The organism is Candidatus Njordibacter sp. Uisw_058 (assembly GCF_047730065.1).
GTDB lineage: Bacteria > Pseudomonadota > Gammaproteobacteria > Pseudomonadales > Balneatricaceae > Njordibacter.
The window spans coordinates 746,856-771,558 of the sequence record NZ_CP159829.1 but is presented as its reverse complement, the minus strand read 5'-3'; the positions used below and the strand labels follow the sequence as shown (position 1 = coordinate 771,558).

29 protein-coding genes are annotated in these 24,703 nt (G+C 45.6%); 15 read left to right on the top strand and 14 right to left on the bottom strand.

The genetic code is table 11. From position 1 onward, the window contains the following. Positions 1–60: 60 nt before the first annotated feature. From rpsI to zapE, 3 genes are all read right to left on the bottom strand, one after another. Entirely contained in the window at positions 61–453 is a 393-nt protein-coding gene (rpsI, locus tag ABXT59_RS03570) for a 30S ribosomal protein S9 (RefSeq protein WP_443637753.1), read from the bottom strand. A 10-nt stretch (positions 454–463) separates the two neighbouring features. Further along, positions 464–892, bottom strand: coding sequence for a 50S ribosomal protein L13 (rplM, locus tag ABXT59_RS03565; RefSeq protein ID WP_443637751.1), 429 nt, complete (start codon positions 890–892; stop codon positions 464–466). A 259-nt stretch (positions 893–1,151) separates the two neighbouring features. Next, entirely contained in the window at positions 1,152–2,318 is a 1,167-nt protein-coding gene (gene zapE / locus ABXT59_RS03560) for a cell division protein ZapE (protein WP_443637750.1), read from the bottom strand. Positions 2,319–2,441: 123 nt separating this feature from the next. Here zapE and ABXT59_RS03555 point away from each other — a divergent pair, with 123 nt between their 5' ends. The 4 genes from ABXT59_RS03555 to cmoB all read left to right on the top strand — a co-directional run bounded on the left by ABXT59_RS03555 (position 2,442) and on the right by cmoB (position 6,248). Next, positions 2,442–2,942 (top strand): YhcB family protein, encoded by a 501-nt coding sequence (locus ABXT59_RS03555; RefSeq protein ID WP_443637748.1) that lies wholly within the window; start codon positions 2,442–2,444, stop codon positions 2,940–2,942. 378 nt (positions 2,943–3,320) lie between these two features. Continuing rightward, entirely contained in the window at positions 3,321–4,469 is a 1,149-nt protein-coding gene (locus ABXT59_RS03550; RefSeq protein ID WP_443637746.1) for a S1C family serine protease, read from the top strand. A 10-nt stretch (positions 4,470–4,479) separates the two neighbouring features. Further along, positions 4,480–5,223, top strand: coding sequence for a carboxy-S-adenosyl-L-methionine synthase CmoA (gene cmoA / locus ABXT59_RS03545; RefSeq protein WP_443637745.1), 744 nt, complete (start codon positions 4,480–4,482; stop codon positions 5,221–5,223). A 53-nt stretch (positions 5,224–5,276) separates the two neighbouring features. Next, the gene (gene cmoB / locus ABXT59_RS03540; RefSeq protein ID WP_443637743.1) at positions 5,277–6,248 is read left to right on the top strand and encodes a tRNA 5-methoxyuridine(34)/uridine 5-oxyacetic acid(34) synthase CmoB; all 972 of its coding nucleotides are present in this window, start codon (positions 5,277–5,279) and stop codon (positions 6,246–6,248) included. A gap of 29 nt (positions 6,249–6,277) precedes the next feature. Here cmoB and hisD read toward each other — a convergent pair whose 3' ends face one another. The 8 genes from hisD to ABXT59_RS03500 all read right to left on the bottom strand — a co-directional run bounded on the left by hisD (position 6,278) and on the right by ABXT59_RS03500 (position 12,697). Further along, the gene (hisD, locus tag ABXT59_RS03535) at positions 6,278–7,585 is read right to left on the bottom strand and encodes a histidinol dehydrogenase (RefSeq protein ID WP_443637741.1); all 1,308 of its coding nucleotides are present in this window, start codon (positions 7,583–7,585) and stop codon (positions 6,278–6,280) included. A gap of 1 nt (position 7,586) precedes the next feature. Then, positions 7,587–8,231: an ATP phosphoribosyltransferase gene (gene hisG, locus ABXT59_RS03530; RefSeq protein WP_443637739.1), complete on the bottom strand. Its 645-nt coding sequence runs from the start codon at positions 8,229–8,231 to the stop codon at positions 7,587–7,589. A gap of 15 nt (positions 8,232–8,246) precedes the next feature. Then, positions 8,247–9,503, bottom strand: coding sequence for a UDP-N-acetylglucosamine 1-carboxyvinyltransferase (gene murA / locus ABXT59_RS03525; protein WP_443637737.1), 1,257 nt, complete (start codon positions 9,501–9,503; stop codon positions 8,247–8,249). A gap of 60 nt (positions 9,504–9,563) precedes the next feature. Next, positions 9,564–9,806: a BolA family protein gene (locus tag ABXT59_RS03520; RefSeq protein ID WP_443637735.1), complete on the bottom strand. Its 243-nt coding sequence runs from the start codon at positions 9,804–9,806 to the stop codon at positions 9,564–9,566. 82 nt (positions 9,807–9,888) lie between these two features. Next, positions 9,889–10,539: an MlaC/ttg2D family ABC transporter substrate-binding protein gene (locus tag ABXT59_RS03515; protein ID WP_443637733.1), complete on the bottom strand. Its 651-nt coding sequence runs from the start codon at positions 10,537–10,539 to the stop codon at positions 9,889–9,891. Positions 10,540–10,554: 15 nt separating this feature from the next. Then, entirely contained in the window at positions 10,555–11,013 is a 459-nt protein-coding gene (mlaD, locus tag ABXT59_RS03510) for an outer membrane lipid asymmetry maintenance protein MlaD (protein WP_443637732.1), read from the bottom strand. Next, complete coding sequence (gene mlaE, locus ABXT59_RS03505; RefSeq protein ID WP_443637730.1) at positions 11,010–11,804, bottom strand: lipid asymmetry maintenance ABC transporter permease subunit MlaE; 795 nt, start codon at positions 11,802–11,804, stop codon at positions 11,010–11,012. Before mlaE ends, mlaD begins: the two co-directional genes overlap by 4 nt. Then, positions 11,804–12,697: an ABC transporter ATP-binding protein gene (locus ABXT59_RS03500; protein ID WP_443637728.1), complete on the bottom strand. Its 894-nt coding sequence runs from the start codon at positions 12,695–12,697 to the stop codon at positions 11,804–11,806. Before ABXT59_RS03500 ends, mlaE begins: the two co-directional genes overlap by 1 nt. Positions 12,698–12,788: 91 nt before the next feature. On the opposite strand from ABXT59_RS03500, the gene ABXT59_RS03495 reads away from it, so the two are divergent. From ABXT59_RS03495 to yjgA, 11 genes are all read left to right on the top strand, one after another. Beyond that, positions 12,789–13,757, top strand: coding sequence for a calcium/sodium antiporter (locus tag ABXT59_RS03495; RefSeq protein WP_443637726.1), 969 nt, complete (start codon positions 12,789–12,791; stop codon positions 13,755–13,757). 26 nt (positions 13,758–13,783) lie between these two features. Beyond that, positions 13,784–14,788, top strand: a complete 1,005-nt coding sequence (locus ABXT59_RS03490; RefSeq protein WP_443637724.1) for a KpsF/GutQ family sugar-phosphate isomerase — start codon at positions 13,784–13,786, stop codon at positions 14,786–14,788. A gap of 1 nt (position 14,789) precedes the next feature. After that, positions 14,790–15,359, top strand: a complete 570-nt coding sequence (locus ABXT59_RS03485; RefSeq protein WP_443637723.1) for a KdsC family phosphatase — start codon at positions 14,790–14,792, stop codon at positions 15,357–15,359. After that, the gene (gene lptC / locus ABXT59_RS03480; protein ID WP_443637721.1) at positions 15,356–15,934 is read left to right on the top strand and encodes an LPS export ABC transporter periplasmic protein LptC; all 579 of its coding nucleotides are present in this window, start codon (positions 15,356–15,358) and stop codon (positions 15,932–15,934) included. Before ABXT59_RS03485 ends, lptC begins: the two co-directional genes overlap by 4 nt. 2 nt (positions 15,935–15,936) lie before the next feature. After that, positions 15,937–16,500, top strand: coding sequence for a lipopolysaccharide transport periplasmic protein LptA (gene lptA, locus ABXT59_RS03475; protein WP_443637719.1), 564 nt, complete (start codon positions 15,937–15,939; stop codon positions 16,498–16,500). A gap of 31 nt (positions 16,501–16,531) precedes the next feature. After that, entirely contained in the window at positions 16,532–17,278 is a 747-nt protein-coding gene (gene lptB / locus ABXT59_RS03470) for an LPS export ABC transporter ATP-binding protein (RefSeq protein ID WP_443637718.1), read from the top strand. A 40-nt stretch (positions 17,279–17,318) separates the two neighbouring features. Further along, a complete protein-coding gene (locus ABXT59_RS03465) occupies positions 17,319–18,806 on the top strand; it encodes an RNA polymerase factor sigma-54 (protein ID WP_443637716.1) in 1,488 nt (495 codons plus the stop codon). 32 nt (positions 18,807–18,838) lie between these two features. Next, positions 18,839–19,285: a PTS IIA-like nitrogen regulatory protein PtsN gene (ptsN, locus tag ABXT59_RS03460; protein ID WP_443637715.1), complete on the top strand. Its 447-nt coding sequence runs from the start codon at positions 18,839–18,841 to the stop codon at positions 19,283–19,285. A 105-nt stretch (positions 19,286–19,390) separates the two neighbouring features. Further along, positions 19,391–19,660, top strand: coding sequence for an HPr family phosphocarrier protein (locus ABXT59_RS03455; protein ID WP_443637713.1), 270 nt, complete (start codon positions 19,391–19,393; stop codon positions 19,658–19,660). 13 nt (positions 19,661–19,673) lie between these two features. Beyond that, positions 19,674–21,008: a magnesium transporter gene (mgtE, locus tag ABXT59_RS03450; protein ID WP_443637712.1), complete on the top strand. Its 1,335-nt coding sequence runs from the start codon at positions 19,674–19,676 to the stop codon at positions 21,006–21,008. Positions 21,009–21,018: 10 nt separating this feature from the next. Continuing rightward, complete coding sequence (gene yjgA / locus ABXT59_RS03445; RefSeq protein ID WP_443637711.1) at positions 21,019–21,564, top strand: ribosome biogenesis factor YjgA; 546 nt, start codon at positions 21,019–21,021, stop codon at positions 21,562–21,564. A gap of 203 nt (positions 21,565–21,767) precedes the next feature. Here the strand turns inward: yjgA and ABXT59_RS03440 are convergent, their stop codons facing one another. The 3 genes from ABXT59_RS03440 to flhF are packed head-to-tail and all read right to left on the bottom strand — an operon-like array spanning position 21,768 to position 24,695. After that, positions 21,768–22,475: an RNA polymerase sigma factor FliA gene (locus ABXT59_RS03440; RefSeq protein ID WP_443637709.1), complete on the bottom strand. Its 708-nt coding sequence runs from the start codon at positions 22,473–22,475 to the stop codon at positions 21,768–21,770. Positions 22,476–22,492: 17 nt separating this feature from the next. Continuing rightward, positions 22,493–23,308 (bottom strand): MinD/ParA family protein, encoded by an 816-nt coding sequence (locus tag ABXT59_RS03435; RefSeq protein ID WP_443637708.1) that lies wholly within the window; start codon positions 23,306–23,308, stop codon positions 22,493–22,495. A 1-nt stretch (position 23,309) separates the two neighbouring features. Beyond that, positions 23,310–24,695, bottom strand: coding sequence for a flagellar biosynthesis protein FlhF (gene flhF / locus ABXT59_RS03430; protein ID WP_443637707.1), 1,386 nt, complete (start codon positions 24,693–24,695; stop codon positions 23,310–23,312). Positions 24,696–24,703 lie beyond the last annotated feature (8 nt).

Here is a 24,703-nt window from a genome sequence, read left to right as displayed (position 1 = left end):
CAAAAAAACCCAGCATCATGGCTGGGTTTTTTAAACATGCACCAAAACGATGCAATAAGCTTAACGCTTAGAGAACTGAGGACGTTTACGCGCCTTGCGCAAGCCCACTTTTTTACGTTCCACTTCACGCGCATCGCGGGTCACAAAACCAGCCGCACGCAGACTAGGGCGTAAAGTTTCATCGAAGCTCATTAAAGCCCGAGTAATACCGTGGCGAATTGCGCCAGCCTGACCAAAACCACCACCACCTTCTACAGTGATTTTTAGGTCAAATTTTTCAACTGTTTCGGTCAACTCTAATGGTTGGCGAACAATCATGCGGGCTGTTTCACGACCAAAATAAACATCCAATTCGCGGCTGTTTACTGTAATGGCACCAGTGCCAGGAGTCATGAACACACGAGCGGTAGAGGTCTTACGACGACCGGTACCGTAATATTGAGTAACTGCCATGATCGTCTCCTTACAGGGTCAATGCTTGTGGTTGTTGCGCTTGATGTGGATGCTCAGTACCAGCATACACTTTAAGCTTGGCGTACATAGCGCGGCCCAGTGGGCCTTTTGGCAACATACCTTTAACAGCGAATTCAACGGTGCGCTCAGGAGCGTGATCAACCATCTTTTCGAATGACATAGAACGCAAGCCACCAGGATATCCTGTGTGACGATAGTACATTTTGTCTTTTGCTTTATTGCCAGTTACACGGACCTTTTCGGCGTTAACAACGATGATGTAATCACCTGTATCAACGTGAGGAGTGTATTCTGGCTTATGCTTACCACGCAGGCGGCGAGCGATTTCAGTTGCCATACGACCCAAAGTTTTACCTTCAGCGTCGACAACATACCAGTCACGGGTCACGTCAGCTGGTTTAGTACTTACGGTTTTCATGTGAATAACCTATTTAACGGCCCAGTTTATTAAGCCTACCTATAATTATTGAGTTATTGCGCTGCCTTAAAACAACCTTCATTAGAGCGGCCAATAACGTGCCTAGCAGTCTATGCCCCTAACAACTCTTTAGCTAAGCTAGAAAAAGCCACGCACCCAGAGCCAACACAGAAACTGCGAGGCGAGATTATACAGGATAAACAAGTGCTTTGTTAAGTGTTAAAGCAAATGTTTTTAGTCTAAGTATCCTTTCAAACTTTTACCCTGACACATGGCCCCGCGCTAGGTACTCATGAGACTGCATCTCCTGCAATCGGCTTAACGTTCGGCGGAATACGAAATCTAATTGCCCCCCCGCATAAAGCTCTAACAGGGGCACCTCTGCAGACATGATGAGTTTTAGATTGGCGTCATAACAAACATCCACTAAGTTGACAAAGCGCCGCGCCTGATCTTCCATACCTGCTTTTAAGCAAGGCACATCACTAATGATTAGGCCATGAAATTCATATGCCAATTCTAGATAATCATTTTGCGACCGAGGTTGCACACATAACTGATCAAAACTGAACCAGATAATATCATCACACAGCCTAATATAGGTGAACGCCCGCCCATTGATATTGATGACACCCCCGCCTGTGCCACTGATTCCAATTTCCAGCGGCGCTTGCAAAGGCAATTGCAAAGGAGATTGCAATGGTGCTAAAGCTGAAAAGCTCGATGCCAAACTTATATCTGCCTCGGCATCGAGGGGCCAGTGATACAGCTCTGCTTGAGACAATGTTCGCAAACGGTAATCAACCCCACCATCTACATTGATGACCTCCGTATGCTTTTCTAATAGAGCAATAGCAGGTAAAAAACGCTGTCTTTGTAGGCCATTTTCATACAAGCCTTGGGGTTCTATATTAGACGTAGCCACCAGCACCACGCCCATTTGAAATAGGTTTTCTAGTAAGTGCGCTAAGATCATAGCATCGGTAATGTCAGTCACAAAAAACTCATCAAAACAAATAACCATAGCCTCATCAGCTAATTCCTGAGCTACCATCTTTAGCGGATTCTTTATGCCTTTATGAAATGATAAACGGTGATGAACATGGCGCATAAAACGGTGAAAGTGCGAGCGCTTTTTGTTCTCAAAAGGCAAGCACTGGTAAAACACATCCATGAGGTAGGTTTTACCACGCCCAACCCCGCCCCAAAAATACAAACCTCTAGTGGCTAATTGCTGCTTAGAGTGGCCGCCAGCCCAAGCCCCTATTCGCTGTGATAACGATCTAGGTTGGGTTTGAACATCATCAAGTGCGCATAATTCAAGATAAAGTCTCTGTAAATGCTCAATAGCATTGGCCTGCGCAATGTCTGCAGAAAAGTGTAATTGTTGCTGGTCGTTACGATACTGCTCGATAGGTGAGGCCATATATCAGTCAAAATAGTAAATAGGGTTAATAAATGAATGCGTTAGGTAATATCTGAGATGTACTAATGGACGAATTCCATTACAATACTATCCTGCAAGACATTTTATTGAAAGGAGCTGCTGGTGGATTTACTCAGCAACGATTGGTTTTTTTGGTTAGTCATCACTCTGCTTGGCTTTGGCATTGGATTTTTATTCGGGCGCAATAATAATAGCGACCTCAAGCGTCAAAACCAACTTAGCAAGGAACTGCAAACGGCCCATACCGAAATGGCCGAATACAAAGAGCAGGTTAATCTGCATTTTGCAGACACGGCTGCCGCCGTCAACCAACTCACTGATAGCTACCGCAATGTGCATGAGCAGTTGGCCAAAGGGGCCCAAAGCTTATGTGATGACCCAGACACTGTGAGCAGCTTAGAAACCATTGCAGGGCCAAAAGAGAGCACTATAGAACACCAAGCTGAGCCTGCACCGACTATTCGTCCTCCCATGGACTATGCGCCGAGCAGCAGCACTAAAGAACATGGCACTTTAGACGAGCGCTACGGCCTCAAACCTAAGCAAGAGGCGACTGCCCCATCAGCCTATGACATTCCTGTGACCCCCACCGCTAAAACCTGAGCACTTAGGTGCAGTGCCATGGAGGCTAGAGAGACTTTTAGGTGGATTTTTTAGGCTTTTGAGGTTCGATAAAGGTTTTGAAGGTTTTGAAGGTTTTGAAGGTTTTGAAAATATAGCCACGCCTACCCGCTCAAGCCTGAGCCCATGCGCTTAGAGCTACTACCTTAAGCCATAAGCCATAATTCAAAAGCTGCTTAAACAAAGCATCACTAACCACAGCCCCAGCCACCCATCACTGGCTTCTATAATCACCTCAACTTTATATACAAACAGCTCAGGTGTTTTTTGCCTTTAACTGCACCAAAGTTTAAACTACGTAGGTGCATGACAAACACTCATTAACAACCTTTATTAAGCCATTAGCGATTCTATAATGATATGACCCGTTCGTTTATCAAATATTTGTTACCCTTCGCCCTATCGGGCGTGCTTCTGGCCATCGCTCTTATGTTCGTCGCCCCCCAGTGGTTTACAAAAACCACAGGTATTCCTTTGTGGTCCACAACTGGGTTCAGTACCCAAAAAACGCTAGAACCTAGCTATGCCGATGTACTTGAACACAGCATGGACTCAGTGGTGCGCATATACAGCCAGATTTCAATGCCCGCGACCAGTATTGCCTTATTAAAAGACCCTCACTATGCCAACTTATTAGAGGGCCAATTAATTGATGCCGACACTAACGAGGTGCATTTGGGTTCAGGGGTCATCGCCAGTGCTGAAGGGCACATTATTACTAACAATCACGTCATTGAAAACTCTAAGCGAATTTTAGTGGGTTTAGCTGATGGTCGATCTGCAGCCGCCACTTTAGTCGGCACTGACCCGGCCACCGACTTGGCCGTCATCAAGATTGAACTTGTTAACTTAACCCCAGCCAAGGTGCCTGCTGATTTAGATTCTCGTGTAGGCGATCTAGTATTTGCCATTGGCAACCCCCACGGTCTGGGCCAATCGGTGTCAATGGGCATTATCAGTGGTAAAGAACGCAATCGATTAGGCCTCAATACCTTCGAAAGTTTCATTCAAACCGATGCGGCTATTAACTCGGGTAATTCAGGTGGCGCCTTGATTAACGCGCAAGGAGAGCTGGTAGGCATCAATACTGCGCACTTTTATAACTCATCCACAAGCTCAAGGAGCCAAGGCATTGGTTTGGCTATACCCATTAATATTGCTTCTGAAGTCTTGCGTAGTATTGTCACTCAAGGGCAAGTTGTCCGAGGCTGGTTAGGTATTGATTTCAACGTATTTAAACGTCAATATAGCCAAAATGTGTTTGCTTTGAACCAAGACACTGGCATCATGTTATCGGGTGTTTATGCCAATAGCCCAGCCCATTTAGCAGGCTTGCAACCTGGCGATTTAATTACCCATTTTGATGATAATCTTATTGAAGATTGGAATGAATCTTTAAACTACGTGACTCAACTAAAGCCTGGCAGCAAGCTCAAAGTCACTTATCGACGTGACAATCAATCTGCCACAATCACGGCTATCCTTGGTACCCGCCCATCTGCTCAGTAAGTGACTTATTATGACTCATTCTACCCCACCACCTGAGCAAGACATGATCTTTGCACAACCCCTTGCAACGCCAGTACCATTTGAGTTTAATGCTCAGGTCGCTGACGTATTCGAGAATATGATTCAGCGGTCAGTGCCAGGATATAATTTTTTATTGGATGTCATCGGTTTACTTGCAGCCCGATATGGCCAACCCCATAGTCAATGCTATGACTTGGGCTGCTCTCTTGGCACTATGACCTTGCGTTTACGCCAAAACCTACCCGCCGATGCTCACATCGTTGGGGTAGATAACTCTGCTGCTATGGTCAGTCGGTGTCGACATAATATGGCTCGAGATCATAGCCAAGCCAGCTATGAAATTTGCCAACAAAATTTACAAGATACGGTCATAGAAAATGCATCTATGGTTATCCTCAACTTTACACTACAATTTATTGCCGATATTGAAAGACCGAGTATTCTTAAAAATATCGCTGATGGCATGCGCCCAGGTGGCGTTTTACTACTGGCTGAAAAGGTCTGCTTTGATGACCCACAACAACAGGACTTACAAGTGGACTTATACCACGACTTTAAGCGTTACCAAGGCTATAGTGATCTTGAAATCGCTCAGAAGCGGGCTGCCTTAGAAAATGTTTTGGTACCCAATACGTTAGAACAACACCGACAACGCTTACTTGACGCAGGCTTTAGCCGAGTTGAGACCTGCATGCAATGTTTTAACTTTTGTGCCTTACTCGCTTTCAAGTAAGGTCGGATCGGGTGCTTGAATTATTTCACTGAAACGTGACCTGCGAGACCAACATGGGCATAAATTTAGAGGTTTTTTTTGAATTCACAAAAAACTCCAACCTAGAGCAGTTTCATCCACAACTAAGACACGTTTTGCAGCAGCATTACGAACTCAAAAACCATGGCCGATCCATAGAATGGGATCGTGCCCTTGAGTCCATGCCCCAAATAGAGTGTGCCGACTATAGCTTCACAGATGACAGTGTTTGTATTGTTAAACCTGAACATCTAGGGTTGGACTCGATGGAGTACAAGCAACACCTTAAAGCTTTCATGCCCTGGCGCAAAGGTCCTTGGAATTTGTTAGGCGTTGAAATACAAACAGAATGGCATTCAGATTGGAAGTGGCAGCGCATTGAACCCCACATTAGCCCCCTAGAGGGCCGGCAAGTGCTTGATATAGGCACTGGTAATGGCTACTTTTTATTCCGCATGTTGGGTGCTGGAGCGAGTCTTGCACTAGGCATTGATCCCACCCGCATCTTCCTTTATCAATTCCATGCCGCACAACGATTACTGCCTGCCAATGGGGCTTATTTATTGCCACTGCGCAGCGAGCACCTGCCTGCTTTTGGCTGTTTTGATACGGTATTTTGTTTAGGTGTACTTTACCACCGACGTTCACCCATCGACCATATTCAAGAACTCATGTCTTATTTGCGCCCAGGTGGAGAATTGGTACTGGAAACTTTAGTCGTACCAGGGGACATCAATACTATCCTTGTGCCTCCAGAGCGTTATGCAAAAATGGCCAACGTGTGGTTTTTGCCCAGCACTGAGGCTTTAGAGAACATGCTGCGTAAGGTCGGTTTAGAAAATGTACGCACAGTCGATGTTAGTCAAACCACCACTGCAGAGCAAAGAGCCACAGAGTGGATGACGTTTCACTCCCTTGCTGATTTTCTTGATCCAAACGATCCCAGTCGCTCAATAGAAGGGCACCCTGCGCCGTTGAGAGCGACCTTGGTGGCCACCATACGCTAAATTAGCGGCCAACAACGCCATCTTAAAGCTTAGTCAAGGATGCGGTATTCAGCAGATCTGGCATGGGCTGTTAGGCTTTCACCACGTGCCAATACTGAGGCTACTTTCCCCATTTCACTCGCCCCTTGCTCTGAGAACATAATCAACGACGAGCGTTTTTGGAAATCATAAACACCTAAAGGAGATGAGAAACGAGCCGTACCTGAAGTGGGCAGCACGTGGTTTGGCCCAGCGCAATAATCGCCCAAGGACTCCGCTGTATGACGGCCCATAAAAATAGCCCCCGCATGACGGATTTCAGGCAACATAGCTTCAGGATCTGCTACTGATAATTCTAGGTGTTCAGGGGCAATGCGATTAGTAATGTCGATCGCTTCTTGCATATTGGCAACCTGAATAAGAGCCCCACGATTTTCAATTGATGTCTTGATAATACTGCTGCGCTCCAAGGTTGGCAGCAGGGCTTTAAAGCTGGCTTCCACCTGATCCAAATAGTCTTTGTCTGGGCACAACAAAATAGATTGAGCTTGCTCATCGTGTTCAGCTTGAGAGAACAAGTCCATAGCGACCCAGTCTGGGTTAGTATGGCCATCACAAATAATTAAAATTTCTGACGGCCCCGCTATCATGTCAATGCCACACGCACCAAACACGGCGCGCTTGGCCGTTGCTACATAAATATTTCCTGGACCCACAATTTTGTCTACTTTTGGCACCATTGGGGTACCATAAGCGAGGGCTGCTATCGCTTGGGCTCCGCCAATAGCAAAAACACGATCTACCCCAGCGATGGCTGCTGCAGCCAGGACTAACGGATTGACTTTGCCATTAGGCAAAGGCACCGTCATGATGATTTCCTTCACTCCAGCGACCTTGGCAGGAATAGCGTTCATTAAAACCGATGAAGGGTAACTTGCCTTCCCACCTGGCACATATATTCCCACCCGATCCATCGCTGTTATTTGCTGACCAAGCAAAGTGCCGTCAGCTTCAACATAGCTCCATGAATCTTGTCTTTGGTGTTGGTGGTAAGCGCGGATTCGAGCGGCTGCAGTTTGTAATGCATCTCGTTCTTGATGACTAATATCTGCCAACGCTTGGTCAAGCTTTTGCTGGGGGATTTCAAGTTCTGACGCCGTTTTAAATGGTGTGCGGTCTAACTGATTGGTCAATTGCAACAAGGCCGTATCACCTTGCAATTTTACACGTTCTATAATGTCCGCTACAGTTTTTTGTACACGTTGATCAGAAACACTTTCCCAACCCAGTAATTGACTCAACTGAGCCTCAAAATTGGCCTGTTGAGTATCAAGCCGGTTGACTTTAAGCCATTGCATTTTAATGTCCCTGAAGGGCGTTAACCGCCGCAGATAACTGTTCAATAAGGGGGCCTATGCGGCCATGTTTGAGCTTCATAGACGCTTGGCTGACCACTAGCCTGCTGCTAATGACGGCAATTTCTTCCAATGGCTCTAAGCCATTAGCCTTGAGGGTATTACCCGTGTCAACAATATCTACAATTTGATCTGCCAAGCCTAAAAGAGGCGCTAGCTCCATAGCCCCGTAGAGCTTGATAATATCTACTTGTTGCCCTTGCTCAGCAAAATAGGCCTTGGTTATGTTGACAAACTTGGAGGCGACTCTTAGACGTCTGCCCGCCGGTGCAGCGCCAATAGGGGCACAAGTCATGAGTCGACACTTGGAAATTTGGAGGTCTAACGGCTCATACAAGCCATTACCACCATGTTCTAATAATACATCCTTGCCTGCTACACCCATATCTGCAGCGCCGTAGGACACATAGGTAGGGACATCTGTCGCACGAATGACTAGAAATCTTACTCCAGGCTGAGTGGTTTCAAAGACTAATTTACGACTGGTGTATACATCTTCCAGAGGTTCGATGCCTGCACTGGCAAAAAGTGGCAAAGTTTCCTTTAAAATGCGACCTTTAGACAATGCAATGGTCAGACTGTTGGGCATGGTGATATTTTCCAGTTAGGCAACGCGCTTGATAATAGCGCCTAAAGCGCCCATTTTTTCTTCAATGCAATCATAGCCACGATCAATATGATAAATTCGATCAATAATAGTTTCGCCATCTGCCACTAGGGCCGCAATCACAAGACTTGCAGAAGCTCGGAGGTCTGTCGCCATGACCGGCGCTGCCTTCAGCCTTTCAATACCTTGTTGGATTACAGTGTTGCCTTCGACGACCACTTGCGCACCCATGCGAGCCATTTCGTCGATGTGCATAAAGCGATTTTCAAAAATAGTTTCAGTAATCCGTCCACTGCCGATTGCAATGGCGTTAAGGGCCGAAAACTGAGCTTGCATATCTGTAGGAAAAGCGGGGTATGGTGCAGTTTTTAAATTAACCGCTGTCGGTCGTTTGCCGTGCATATCTAAGCTAATCCAGTCTTCACCAATAGTAATTTCTGCCCCCGCTTCTTCCAATTTAGCAAGCACTGCTTCCATAATGTCAGGTCGTGTATCTTTAACTTTAATGCGTCCACCGGTCACTGCAGCGGCGACTAAATAAGTGCCTGTCTCTATCCTGTCTGGTAAGACGTCGTAATGACAACCGTGAAGTTTTTCAACTCCTTGTATGCGTATAGTACCTGTGCCATGGCCAGTAATTTTTGCACCCATGGCAATCAAACATTCTGCTAAATCTACAACTTCAGGTTCACGCGCAGCGTTGTCTAAAATGGTTTCACCATCTGCCAAAGTAGCTGCCATGAGGATATTTTCGGTACCTGTTACCGTAACCGTATCGAAAAATATATGTGCCCCGTGCAGGCGGTCTGCCTTGGCACGAATATAACCTTCTTCAACCGTAATGGTTGCACCCATGGCTTCTAAACCACGAATATGTAGATCTACAGGTCGACTACCAATGGCACAACCACCGGGTAATGATACTTCTGCTTCGCCAAAGCGCGCCACCAAGGGGCCTAATACAAGAATAGAAGCACGCATGGTTTTAACTAAGTCATAAGGGGCTATGCAGTGGTCTAGCGTGGTTGCATCAATCTCTACACTCAGTTTATCTCCCAGCAGCAGAGAGACCCCCATCCGACCTAATAATTCGATCATGGTAGTGACGTCATGTAAGTGAGGAAGGTTACGAATAGTAACCGGTTCCTGAGCCAGCAGGGTTGCCGCTAGTATGGGTAGTGCAGCATTTTTTGCACCCGCAATCCGAATTTCTCCATCGAGGCGTTTACCACCGGTAATACTTAATTTATCCATAATATTGCTCGCCGAATGTGAGTAGGTCTTAATTCTAAAATAACTTGCGCAATCCTCAGGTCAAGCGTTTAAGCGCTGCCATTGATCTTGAGTGTAGGTTTTTATGCCTAAAGCGTGGATGGAACCATCCGCAATTTGATCCGTTAAGCAACCATAGACCAGTTGCTGTTTCTTCACTGGAGACAAACCGCCAAACAAGTCCCCGACCACAGTAACCTCAAAGCTACAACCTTCGCCACTAGGAATGACTTGGGTCCCTGCAAGTTGCTGCTCAATAATTTGTTTAACTTGTTGCGCGTCCAAAATATTCTCCAAGGGCTAATTTGGCGCATATGATAGCAAAATACTCGTCACTATCGCCACCAAAGTTTAGTAATCAATCGACTCAGGATGGGTCATTCCAAAATGCAATGACATCATCCATATTGCCTTTCCTTTGGGCCATAGCACTGGAAAATTGCTTCCTAAAAGCTAAACCCAAATTAATGCCATCAATAGTGACATTGGTGACACGCCAGCCTTGCTGGCGTTTTTTCATGGCATAGTTAATATCGTAGGCTGCACCATTGGCTAGCACCTTGACCCAAACTTTTTGCCGGCCAGGCTTTTTACTAAGCGTGGGGTTTGGTTGAATCTCAAAATTATTAATTTTTAAAGACATGACCGCACCCGAATAAGTGTTTAACAGTGAACGCTTAAACACGGCCTGGAATTCATCGATTTGTTGAGGCGATGCCCGTCGGTAGAATTTAGCCATCACCCCTTTGGCAAGGCTTTCAAAATCAATGACCGTGTCCATGATGACTTCCATACCTAAAAGCATTTTTGACACATCTAAAGGCACAGTTTCCCCTGCAGTTTCGCTATCACGAAGCGCATCTAAACGACCCTGTTCCAGTAAGCTAAGCATAGCTTGTGTACTTTTCTCAACCACTTGACTGGCTTCTTGCCATTCATCTGCCTTGGCCATTAGGGCGCATAAAAGTAGCACTATAGTTAACGTGAATCGTGTACTCTTAGTTTTTAACGTCATCATGCTCGTTGTTCCTTATTATTTATCACCAAGGTTAATCAAAAATTGGCCAATAAGCTCTTCTAAAATGAGTGCCGACTGGGTATCTTCAATCATATCTCCAGCCCCTAGCAGATCGTCTTCTGCTCCCGCAGTAATACCGACATATTTTTCACCTAATAAGCCCGCCGTTAATATGCTCGCACTGGAATCAATGGATAAATAATTGATCTGTCCATAAATTTGCATGCGCACCTCAGCCATTAATGTATCGGGGTCTATACCCACAGCAACCACTTCACCTATCGTCACCCCAGCCATAGTTACCTTGGCTTTTGGGCCAAGACCCGCAGCATTTTCAAACAAAGCACTCACAGGGTAATGACCAACATTGCGAGACATGCTGCCGCCACTAACCTGCAACGCCAAAGCCACTAGGGCAGCTATGCCAGCCACCATCATTGCACCCACACTCAGTTCTAACCATCTCTTGTTCATACTGCGCCTCCAAACATTAGCGCTGTTAAAATAAAATCAAAGCCTAAAATCGCCAAAGAGCTATACACCACAGTCCGAGTGGTCGCAGCACTTATACCTTGGGACGTTGGAAGACATGAATACCCTTGATATAACGCAATCCAGCTAATTAAAAATGCGAAGACTAAAGCTTTGAGCATGCCATTGAGAACATCTTCATTAAAATCAACAGCCTGCTGCATATTGCCCCAATAAGAGCCGCTGTAGACCCCCAGCCATTCCACCGCGACAAGGTGTCCACCATAGATACCAACCAAGCTAAAAATAGCCACCAGTATAGGTAAGGATATAATGCCCGCCCAAAATCTTGGTGCAACAATGCGATGCAATGGGTCGATGCCAAACATTTCCAAACTGGCTAACTGCTCTGTGGCTTTCATTAGGCCAATCTCTGCGGTTAACGCAGAACCCGCTCGACCGGCAAATAATAAGGCCGCCACGACCGGAGCCAGTTCTCTCACGAGTGTTAGAGCCACCATTTGACCCACAGCCTGTTCTGACCCATAGGCTGATAGCAAGGTAAAGCCCTGCAGTCCCAGCACCATGCCGATAAATAACGCAGAAACCAGTATGATAATTAGCGACTGTACGCCCACTACATAAAGCTGCTGGATTAACCTAGCGAAACTGGATGCCTTGGGTTGCACCATAATGGCTTGCAACAACATTAATAAAGCTTGGCCCATTTGCACTAACTTATGCAAAAAAACAGCGCCTAAGTTAGCAATACAACTAACCACAAAACTGAGCATTATGATGGCCCCCTCAGCTCGTCCTGAAAGGCGGGTGCAGGATAGTGAAATGGAATAACACCATCAGCTTCTCCGTGAATGAATTGCTTTACTGCCGGGTCAGTGCTGTGCTTTAAAGCGTCAGGATGATCCTGGGCTAACACCCGCCCCTCTCCTAGTAAAATCACATGATCTGCTATTGCAAAAGCTTCAGCAACGTCATGAGACACCAATACACTGGTTAGTTGCAACTGATCATTCAAACTTTTGATCAATCTTTGCAGGACTGCCATGGCAATAGGGTCTTGGCCTGCAAAGGGTTCATCATAAAGGATCACCTCCGGCTCCATTGCGACCGCCCGAGCTAAGGCAACACGCCGCGCCATACCACCTGAGAGTTGTGAAGGCATGAAATCTTTCACCCCACGCAAACCCACGGCTTCCAATTGAGTTAGCACTCGATTATGCAAATCATCAGCTGACAAGTTCATGTGTTCTCTCAAGGGAAAGGCCACATTTTCAAAAACAGAGAGATCAGTAAACAAAGCACCACTTTGAAATAACACCCCCAAGCGCTTGCGCAGTTGGTTAAGCTGTTTTTGTTTGATCTTAGCAATATCTTGATCAAACAAAAAAACCTGTCCCTTATGCGGCTGTAACTGGCCACTAATAAGACGTAACAGAGTTGTTTTTCCAGTCCCACTTGGGCCCATGATAGCCGTGATTTTTCCTGCAGCTATGGCACAATTTAGGTCTTCAAATATAGCCCGACCGCCACGATAGAAGCTGACGTTTTGCAGATTAATTATGCCGTCTGTGTGCATTGGTGAAGTTCCGATAATGGCCTTAACTTTCATGACTACAAGTTTAGCATTGACTCGCTTAACTGCAAAGAAACTTGCAAATTCAGTCAAGTCTTGCTTTCATTGCGCCTCGCTACTGGAGCTAATCCTGTTGAGGACCTGTAGTTACCTATTCACCTCCACTCTATTATTAGACGTTACTATGCTTATCGCCATTGCCGCCGTTTTAATCGGTTTAATCCTACTTATTTGGAGTGCCGATCGCTTTGTTGATGGCGCTTCTGCAACAGCCAGCCACCTAGGCATGTCTCCCCTATTAATTGGCCTAACTATTGTGGCTTTTGGCACCTCTGCGCCTGAAATGCTAGTCTCTGCTATGGCCGCCCTAGATGATGCCCCAGGACTCGCTATTGGCAATGCCATCGGCTCCAATATAGCCAATATAGCCTTAGTTTTAGGAGCCACTGCGCTTGTTTCACCGCTGCCAATAAAGGGTAACTTGGTGCGGGTTGAGTTGCCCATACTAACCCTCGCCACGATGGGTGCGGGCATTGTATTATTAGATTACTATCTTGACGCAGTCGACAGTGGGTTATTATTACTTGGTTTGGTTGTGTGTTTGTATTTATTTAAACGCTATCAACAAGACTATACTCAAGAAGCTTCGCAAGACCATTCACAAGACAAAGAAAAACCATTAGCCAAAATGAGCTTAAAGGTGGGGATTGTTTGGTTGTTAGTGGGCTTAGCTCTACTAGCACTGGGGTCAAGAATATTAGTTGGTGGTGCCGTGTATATTGCCACATCATTAGGTGTGAGTGAGATGATTATTGGCCTCACTATTATCGCCATTGGCACTAGCTTGCCAGAACTTGCGGCTTCCATAATGAGTGCTCGCAAAGGCCAACACGGTATTGCACTGGGCAATGTCATCGGTTCTAATGTTTTTAATTTATTGGGTGTCATGGCGATACCCGCCCTCATCAGCCCTGTGGTTATAGAAGCCGATGCCCTATGGCGGGACTATGGGCTCATGTTAATGTTGACACTCTTTATCCTTGCCCTAGGATTTAAAGCCCGTCGCGGGGGTCATATTTCTAGGCCTATAGGCGGCTTACTGCTGTTGATCTATGTTATGTATATGTTTTTACTTTATACTAATGCTAGATAATTCACGCACATGACTTAGGAGATGTTGTGAGCCAAAAAAACGCTGAGGGGCCCAACCCAACTCAGACCGCACTATTCGCCGAATCTGCTTTACGCACCATTAGCCTAGAGCAGGCAGCCGTTGCTGAATTAGCCACTCGCATTGATGGGGCCTTCGAACAGGCCTGCCAGTTATTAATGGATTGTTCAGCCCGCGTAGTTTTACTAGGCATGGGTAAATCAGGCCACATTGCTAACAAAATTGCAGCAACTTTAGCCAGTACCGGCACACCTGCTTTTTTCGTTCATGCGGGTGAGGCTAGTCACGGTGACATGGGGATGATCACTGCCCAAGATGTAGTCATTGCCTTGTCTTACTCTGGCACCACAAGGGAAATTGTGACCCTATTACCTATGTTAAAGCGCCTCGGTACGCCGCTAATTACAATGACAGGTGCTGAAGACTCTACCCTCGCTAAAGCGGCCGATGTGCATCTTAATGTCAAAGTGAGTACCGAAGCTTGCCCCTTAAATCTTGCCCCTACCTCAAGCACCACAGCCTGCTTGGTCATGGGAGATGCCATTGCCATCGCTTTGTTAGAAGCGAAAGGTTTTAGTGCCAAAGATTTTGCCTTTTCTCACCCAGGTGGAGCACTGGGTCGAAAGTTATTACTTAAAGTGAGTGATATCATGCACACTGGCGATGACTTACCGTCAGTTTCACAAAACACCCGCTTTGCCGATGCCCTCATGGAAATGACCCAAAAGAGTATGGGCATGACTGCCGTCGTGAGTCCCCAAGGCCAACTCACAGGCATCTACACAGACGGTGATTTACGGCGCAGCTTAGATCATAGCCAAGATCTGCGCGAATGCCACATTAGCGAACTTATGACCCATAATCCTATTCAAGCCCAAGCTGATATGCTGGCTGCTCAAGCCTTGCAAATAATGCAACAATACCAAATTAATGCCCTTATTGTATGTGATAAAAACAATCACCCTGTGGGCGCAATTAACATGCACGACCTGTTAAAAGCGGGAGTCATATAACATGCCTTCACAAGAACTCACTGCGGCTCAGCTTGCTAGACACGCCCATTCTGTGCGTCTCCTCGCATTAGATGTAGACGGTGTACTAAGCGATGGCCAGCTTTATTTTAGTAACCAAGATGAAGAAATCAAAGCCTTTAACAGTTTAGATGGCCAAGGCATTAAAATGCTCCAAGCCAGCGGTGTCAAGGTGGCTATTATCACGGGCAGAAGTTCCAACATTGTGAGCCAAAGAGCTCAACAGTTAGGCATCGAATTAGTGTTGCAAGGACGAGAAGACAAGCTCACTGCGCTGCATGAGCTAACTCAACACTTACAATTAGACTGGGCTAACATGGCGTATATGGGCGATGACTTGCCAGACCTTGCCGCCATCATCAAGGTCGGCTTAGGTATTACCCTGCCTAATGCTACCAGCACTATGATGCAGTACAGCCAATATGTGACCCGCCGCAATGGTGGCCAAGGTGCCGTGCGAGAGGTGTGTGATTTAATTATGCAGGCTCAAGGTACTTGGGATGCTGCCTTAGCACCTTACCTTAACACCTCGCTCACTGCAGCCTCAAAATGATCACTCTATTGCGTAGCCGCTGGTTGTATATCAACTTGGTGACTTTAGGCTTGGTTGGGCTGCTCGCATTATGGTGGTGGCAGAAAGAAGTGCAACAGACAACCGAACAGGATGCCCAGTGGATTCCAGACTATTACATGACGAATGCCACTATTAGCCAATATGACGAAATGGGAAGTTTATCCTCTAAAATAACGGCTCAACGATTTACTCACATTCAAGAGTTTGGCACCACTGACATGTTGCAGCCCAGATTTAATATCTATTTAGCGGATGGGGACTCAGCATGGTTTGGCAAAGCAGACGAGGGACTGATACTCGATTCCGGAGCCCAAGTAAACCTAACAGGTAATGCCATAGTCACTAACGGCCCCGACATTAACCGTCCACTTAGCCTCACCAGCCAAAGCCTCAGGTTATTTCCTCAACAAAATTATGCCGAATCTGACCAACGGGCCAGTCTAACCTCCAAATATAGCGACTTGACGGGCACAGGAATGCGCCTCACACTCGATACCCAACGTTTACTGCTCTTGAATAAAGTCAAGGGTTCCCACTCCACGCCGAGGAATTAATTATGTTTCTGTCTATCCAACAGTCCCTTAGGGTAAAGCCGTTGCCCTATTGGCATGGCTTGATCATTTGCTGCGTGGCTAGTTTAGCCCTCTTGGCCAGCCCTTTGACCTGGGCCCTTGATAGCGACCGCAAGCAGCCCTTAGAGATCACCGCTGATAGTGCCGAGTTGAATGAAGGAGAAGGGTTTTCTATTTATTCAGGCAACGTCATCATCACTCAAGGCACCATGAAAATTGAAGCTTCCACAATTACCCTTACCTTTGATGATAATGGCATTCAAACTATGCTGGCTAAAGAAGGACCTTATGAAGGTTTAGCCTACATGCGCCAGCAATCTGAGCCCAACGAGACTGGCAAAGACGAACTCATGGAAGCTTGGGGCAAAAGCATTGATTATCAGGTTGAAAATGAATTCTTGACCTTAATTGGTAAAGCGAAACTGATCCAACGAGGAAACCAATTTAGTGGCAATAAAATTCTTTTTGACGTTCCTAAGGATAACGTTAAGGCCACCGGTGGTGAGGACAAACGCGTCAAAATGATTTTCTTACCTAACTCCAATTAACCCTCTACCAATATTGTACGATGCGAATGCTATGCTCAATAAGACTAACACTGCGGCAACCCTAGAAGCCAAAAACTTGGCTAAATCCTACAGTAAGCGAGCCATCGTAAAAGATGTCAGCATTCGCGTTGAAGCTGGCCAAGTGGTAGGCCTACTGGGTCCTAACGGCGCAGGGAAAACAACCTGTTTTTATATGATCGTAGGTTTAGTGCACGCAGACCGTGGGCAGATCATCATTAATGATGAGGATATTTCCCATCAACCAATGCACGGAAGAGCCCGCAAAGGCATTGGTTACCTCCCTCAAGAAGCCTCTGTGTTTCGTAAATTGACAGTTGCGCAGAATATATTAGCCATTTTACAAACTCAAAAAAAACTTACAAAAAGCCAGCAATTAGACACATTAGAAAGTCTGCTTTTAGAGTTTAGTCTTGGCCATATTCGGGACAGTTTAGGCATGAGTTTATCGGGGGGAGAGCGCCGCCGGGTAGAGATTGCTCGTGCTTTAGCGAGTGCACCTAAGTTTATTTTGCTCGATGAACCCTTTGCTGGAGTGGATCCTATTTCCGTAAAGGACATTAAACACATCATTCAACAATTGCGCGACAAAGGTATTGGGGTGCTCATCACCGACCACAATGTACGTGAAACATTGGATATTTGTGATCTCGCTTATATCGTCAGTGAAGGTTATATTTTAGCCCAAGGCACGAGTGATGATATCTTAGCGAATCAGCAGGTAAAAGAGGTATACTTAGGCGACGATTTCACTTTGTGATCAAGTAAAATAACAAAAGCACCAATAAGTTAACTTAACTATGAAAGCATCTTTACAACTCAAAATGAATCAGCAACTGGCTATGACGCCACAGTTGCAGCAGGCGATTCGTTTACTTCAGCTTTCGACCTTAGACCTTCAGCAAGAAATACAACAAGCCTTGGATTCTAACCCTCTACTTGAACTTGAAGAAGAACTCGATCCAAATGAAATTGGCACTGCAGAAAAAGACAATAGCGATGCCCAGCTTGATGATCTAGCGGCAGAGCATCCTGCTGACGAGTACCAATCAGAGAGTGATTGGAGTGAAGAAATCCCAGTTGAGCTTGCCACTGACAGTTCTTGGGATGACGTTTATCAAAGCTCCACTACTCCTGCAACTGGGCCTGCAGACGACTTTGACTTTGACGCTAACAATACCCACGAACTGAGCTTACAAGAACATCTAGAATGGCAACTCAATGTTAGCCGCTTGAGTGACCTTGACCAATTCATTGGGGCCAGCATTATAGATGCTGTCGATGCACGTGGTTACTTGAGCCAAACGCTAACTGAAATTACAGAAGGCATCAACGGTAATCTAGTGCAACAAGACCAAGAGCTTATTGAAGAAGACGAGACACAAGCGGTACTCACATTAATTCAACAGTTTGATCCCATCGGCGTTGCAGCCCAGGACTTAAGGGAATGTCTGCTCATCCAGTTAAAATACTTACCGTCCGAAACACCTTGGCGCCAAGGTGCGATAGCCATAGTAGACAAACATTTAGATTTACTGGGTAGCCACGATTACAATGCGCTAAGAAGGCGTTCAGGGTATAAGGAAAATGAGCTGCAGCATATTTTCGAACTGATCACCAAATTACAGCCAGAGCCTGGGGTCAGTATTGCCTCAAGCCAAGCCGAGTATGTTATTCCAGACGTTATGGTGCGTAAGGTGAATAACGTGTGGCGTGTTGAACTGAACCCCGAATCGGCACCCAAAATCAGAATTAATCAACAGTATGTAAATTTTGGTGGCAGCGCCAACACTAGTGATAAAAACTATATCAAAAGTCACTTACAAGAAGCACGTTGGTTCTTAAAGAGTCTTGAGAGTCGAAATGAGACCTTACTCAAGGTTGCTGGGCGCATCTGTGAAATACAGCAAGGCTTTTTGGAGCATGGTGCAGAAGCGATGAAACCCCTTGTACTTGCAGAAGTTGCTGAACATGTGGAAATGCATGAATCAACCATCTCTCGAGTCACCACGCAAAAATATATGCACACCCCTAGGGGTATATTTGAGCTAAAATACTTTTTCTCTAGCCACGTTGCTACAGCGAATGGAGGTGAGTGCTCATCAACAGCGATCCGTGCACTCATCAAAAAATTAATTGCGGCGGAATTAACACGCAAACCGTTGAGTGACAGTAAACTGACTGACATGCTTGAACTACAAGGTATTAAAGTAGCACGCAGAACGATTGCCAAATATCGAGAAAGCATGAACATCCCACCCTCTAACGAACGTAAACGACTCACTTGAGATCAACTACCCCACAGGGTTAATAAGTAACTATGAATATTAGTGACATCCTCACACTAGAGCGCACTTTTGCTGATCTGAAGTGGGCTAGCAAAAAACGCACCCTTGAATCTATTAGCCACTTACTCGGGGATCAAATAGCCACCTTAGATGGCAAAGAGCTGTTTAATGCCTTGATCAACCGAGAAAAATTGGGCAGTACTGGCTTTGGTGATGGCATCGCCATCCCCCATTGCCGTCTAGCAAACTGCACACAAGTCACGGGTGCCCTCGTGCGGTTGGCCACAGCCGTTGATTTTGACGCCATTGACCAGCAACCAGTGGATTTACTATTTGTGCTGTTAGTGCCCCTTCAAGCCACCGATGAACATCTTCAAATTTTGGCGACCTTAGCCACAAGTTTTGGAAAGCCTGAATTTCGCTCGAATTTACGAGAAGCCGCTGACGCACGTGCGATGTACCAAATCGCTATCGCATAAAAACCCTAAAAAGGGTAAACTATGCGGCTATTCTTGATAAGTTTCGGCGATTCTTATGAAAGATTGTCTAACTATTTATAGGGCCGCGTCTGTAGGGTTTTTTGCATGATTCAAAGACAAATCACAATTATTAACAAACTTGGTTTGCACGCTCGCGCCGCTGCTAAGCTTGTCGGTGTGACGAGTCGGCATGGATGTAGCATCGAAATTGGAAACGCAGGCAAAATGGTGGATGCTAAAAGCATAATGTCAGTCATGCTTTTAGCCGCAGCCAAAGGCACTGTTCTGGATCTCAAGGTAGATGGGGACGGGGCTCAGCAAGCCGCAGACGAGGTTTCTCAATTGGTTAATAATTATTTTGACGAAGGCGAATAAGGCAAGCAGTCCAATGAAATCTCGCCTGCAAGAACTCAATGATGCCCTCGATAGCGGTGCTTTTATTCAAGCCCGCCACATGCTCAACCACACTTTAAAACCCGCCCATACGGCTCATTTATTAAAGTCTTCGCCTCCCAGAGAGCGAGAAGTGCTGTGGAACTTGATCAATCCAGAATTGGAAGGTGAAGTGTTGCAACATTTAAGCGACGAAATTCAAGCTGAATTCGTTAATCAAATGAACACTGAGGAACTACTGCAAGCCACAGAAAACTTAGACACTGACGACTTCGCTGATATCTTACAACAGTTACCAAAAAAGGTGTTACAAGAAGTTCTTAACAGTTTGAGACAACAAGATCGAGAGCGAGTTGAACAGGTTTTGTCTTACCCTGAAGACACTGCGGGTGGCCTCATGAATACTGACGTCGTAAGCATTCGACCTGACCTTACTATCGACGCTGTGTTACGTTATTTAAGGCGCCATGACACCATCCCCGAAATGACTGACAACCTGTTTGTAGTCACACGCAAGGACAGCTACATCGGCTTGTTGCCCCTCACTCGCTTATTAGTCAGTGACCCTAACACCCTCATATCCGATGTTATGGACACAGAACGCGAAGCCATACCCGCTGATTTAGATGAAACTGATGTAGCTAATTTATTTGAACGTAATGATTGGGTTTCAGCACCCGTCATTAACCAAGAAGGGCGCTTAGTGGGTCGCATCACCATCGATGACGTGGTTGATGTCATTAGAGAAGAGGCCGACCACTCCCTCATGCGAATGGCTGGCTTAGACGAAGACGAAGATACCTTTGCACCTGTTTTTAAGACAGCAAAACGCCGAGCCGTGTGGCTTGGCATTAACTTATTAACGGCCCTACTTGCTTCTATGGTGATTGGACTATTTCAAGACACCATTGAAAAAGTAGTCGCGCTTGCGATTCTGATGCCTATTGTTGCCAGCATGGGTGGTATTGCTGGCAGTCAGGCACTGACCTTAGTGATCCGAGGCCAAGCCCTAGGGCACGTTGAACATAGTAACATTGGTTACCTACTCAATAGAGAAGTCATCGTGGGGGCTCTCAATGGTCTGTTATGGGCTACTGTAGTTGCCAGTATTGCGAGTTGGTGGTTTTCGGACTTCACCATTGGATTTATCATTGCTATTGCAATGGTTATTAACTTAGTTGTGGCTGCTATTTGTGGCACCTCTTTGCCTGTCATCCTTAAAGCAATGAACATAGACCCTGCTTTAGCTGGCGGCGTTATTTTAACCACCATTACTGATGTGGTCGGATTTTGTGCCTTCTTAGGCCTCGCCACATTATTTTACTCGTAAGGAATTTAATATGGGCAAAGTTAAAGCTCGAAAAGCCGCAGCAGAACTCGAAGCATTGCAACAAAACCTGCCTGCTGAAGAGGAACCTAGCCGTACCCAAATCAAACGCGCAATGCAAGCCCTGCAGGTTTTAGGTGGTAAATTAGTTGACCTTAAACCGTCTGAATTGGCCCGCATCCCCATGAGTGATACCCTCAAAACAGCAATTGATGAATCTCGTCGCATCGCTCAAAATGAAGCTAAGCGCAGACACTTGCAATACATTGGTAAGGTGATGCGCGATGAAGATTCAGAAGCCATTGCCAAGGCCTTAGCAGTGCACGACTCAGGCTCTGATGAGCACCGTCGCGTTTTTCATCAAATAGAGACTTGGCGGGATGGCTTAATTGCCAACAATCCTGATACGATTAATGAAATCATACAACTACATGACAAAGCTGATCGGCAACACATTACGCACTTAGCGAAGCAGGCCCAAAGCCTCAATCAAGAAGCGAAAGCAAAAGCCGCTTCGAAGAAATTATTTAAGTATTTGCGCTTGCTGGCAGATATTTAACTTAATCAATGAGCCCTGCAAAATTCATGCTTGTCGATTAAAGATTGTTTAAGGCCTATAAGTGTCGGCAAATCAATTAGCCTCATCTTGTGGGAAGTGGCTCTGATTTGTTGAGGTCGACTAACAGGGTCTATCTGACAAAGTCGACTTATAATGTCTAGATAATAAAGTTCAGGGAATAATGTTTCGATAATAAAGTCGAACTAAATCCAGTCGACTAGTTTTTGACGTAGTTTCTTCACTGAACCACTTTGAATCTGGCTGATGCGAGATTCTGATACTTCTAGCACAGCTGCGATTTCTTTTAAGTTAAGTTCTTCATCATAATAAAGCGCGAAAATCAGTTGCTCGCGCTCTGGTAATTCACCAATAGCAGTAGCGAGGGCTTTTTGAAAAGCCGCTTCATCGACCTCTCTAGTTGGAATTAAGGCAGATAATGGAGGTTCTACACCGTCAGGCTGATCCTCAATCTGCACCGTTTGGTAATTATAATTGCGACCTTTTTGATGCTGTAAGTCTTCCAAGCTCATACCCATAGCGTCCGACAATTCCGTGTCTTTAACTGGGCGCCCCATTTCTTGCTCAAGAGCAGCAGTGGCTTGGTTAATCTCTCGGATACTGGTCATGACAGAACGCGGTAGAGTGCTAAAGCGCCGCACTTCATCTAACATCGCGCCACGCACTCTGAGCTTAGCAAAAGTGGTAAATTGAGCCCCTTTAGTGGCATCAAAATTATTTAACGCCTCTAACAAACCCAGCATACCCACTTGAATGAGATCATCAATATCGACACTGGCCGGCAAACGCGCACTCAAGTGCAACGCTACTTTTTTGACTAGCGGCATATGCTCAACTAAAGGGTCTGTAGCAGACCCAGGAGCATGGGATTGATAAAGAGAAAGATTATGCATCAATTAATTATTTCCAATTACGCTTTATGTTGCAATAGTCTTTCAACAAAAAATTCAACTTGGCCACTTAAGCCAATAGGTGGCTGCCAGCGCTCTACTGCAGCCGCCATCCGTGCATAAGCACGAGACGAATTAGCCATAGGTGATACTTGAACCACGGCTTTTTGTTGCTTGTTAGCTAGCCGCAGTTGTTCATCACGAGGGGAACTTCCCAAATACAACATAGTAGCTCCTAAGTAATGATCGACAACTCGCTCAATTTTGCTATACAAAGCACGACCTTCTTTTTCGTTCTTCACCATACTGGCAATAAAGTGAAAACGACTGGCCCCATAACGCTGGTTCATGACTTTAATCAATGCGTACGCATCCGTAATTGAAGAGGGCTCATCACATGCAATGACAATGACTTGATGGGCGGCATTTAAAAACGCTAAGACATTATCAGAGATCCCTGCTGCAGTATCAATAATGAGGTAATCTAATTTGCCATTGTATTCACTAAAGGCTTGAATTAAATGCTGCAATTGTTCATTTTGCAAGCTGGCCATTTCGTATATACCTGAGGCTGCAGGCACTACTTGTATGCCAAACGGACCTATTTGAATGATGTCACTTAAGGTTTTTTCACCGCTCATGACGTGAGCCATATTAAATGTACACTGCAAACCTAGGTTCACATCAATATTTGCCAAGCCTAAGTCGGCATCCATCAACATCACTTGGTGACCCTGCTTAGCCAAACTGGCAGCAATATTAATTGAGGTGTTAGTTTTACCTACACCTCCTTTGCCACTCGTTACAGCAATGACTTGTATTCCGTTTGAACTCATATTAGTGGCTCCTGTAGGACGCTAAGCCCATGGCAGCAAGAGGGGTATCTTTTAGGCTGCCAAACTTAGGACTGGCGACAGGTCTTGTGTTTAATAGACTTCTATCACTCAGACCAGAAGGTTTACCTGGTGTAGCGTGCGGTAGCCTAGACAAAGCATCTATAGCACCATCTTCTTCTGCTAATTCAGCTGCCACTGCGTGAGCAACGAGTTGCTGTGCACTAGGATAACCTAAGTCTAAGGGAATACGCTGCCCGTCAGTAATCATTACTAACGGCTGCTTTGACTCTATAAGAGCTGCAAGTAGGCCACCTAAAGGTAAACATTCATCTAATTTTGTCGCTACAACGCCTTTAACCTTACCTAAGTAATGAGTCATTAGATAGCGCAATGCATGAGACTGGCTATTAGCAGCCAGTGTTAGGTAAACATTGATTTGATGGGGCACACCTAAGAAACCGTCAACTAGGTTCTGAATATGTGGATCAAAGGGGTTACCCCCTGAAGTATCAACCAATATATAATCTTTGTGGGTGAGTTGATTTAAGGTTGTGGTTAACTGAGTAAAGCCTGTGACATGATGTACTTCGATGCCTAACATGGTCCCAAATACTCTTAATTGGTCTCGCGCACCAATGCGTTGCTGGTCCATAGAAATCAAAGCCACCTTATGCTTGCCGTGCTTCATGGCCAGTTGCGCACCTAATTTACCGATGGCTGTGGTTTTGCCCACACCTGTGGGGCCTACAAGGGCATAAATTCCTGTCTCGTGCACTACCCCTTCTGAACTGGTGGTTAAATGATCCTGCAGCCATTGTTGGGCATGTGTCCATAATAGATCAGCATCATCGCATTGAGGTATCTCAGATAGCATAGGATCAATCATACGTTTTTCAAATCCCATGCGCTCAAGCCTCTGGAAAACCTTAAGCCCAGCCGCATTGGTAAAAGTATGGTTCTGATTTGGACTCTGAATCATTTGTTGCTCTACCAACAAGCGCAAAAGACCCATTTCCTTTTCCATGCGTATCATATTGTCATTGCTAGGAGCCTGATGATTAAATGATGCTGTAGGATTTTTGGCAGTTCGTGGTCGATTTAATTCAGCTGCAACCTTGACTGATGAAGCTGAACTTTGATTGGGGTTTTGGTTTGGGTTTTGGTTTCGTTGTGACTTAATGCGGTCTAAATTAGCACTAAGGCGATCAGAAAAAGCTGAACTGCGCTGCGCTGTTAAGCGCTTTTCGTCAAAGTCGATGGCCGCTACAATTTCAACTTCGCCAGCAATTTTTGTATTTGACAAAATGACGGCACCATCACCTAGAGTCTCCTTAATCATGGCAAGAGCTGTACGTGTGTCTTTGGCTAAAACGCGCTTCATTTTCATCTTCAATC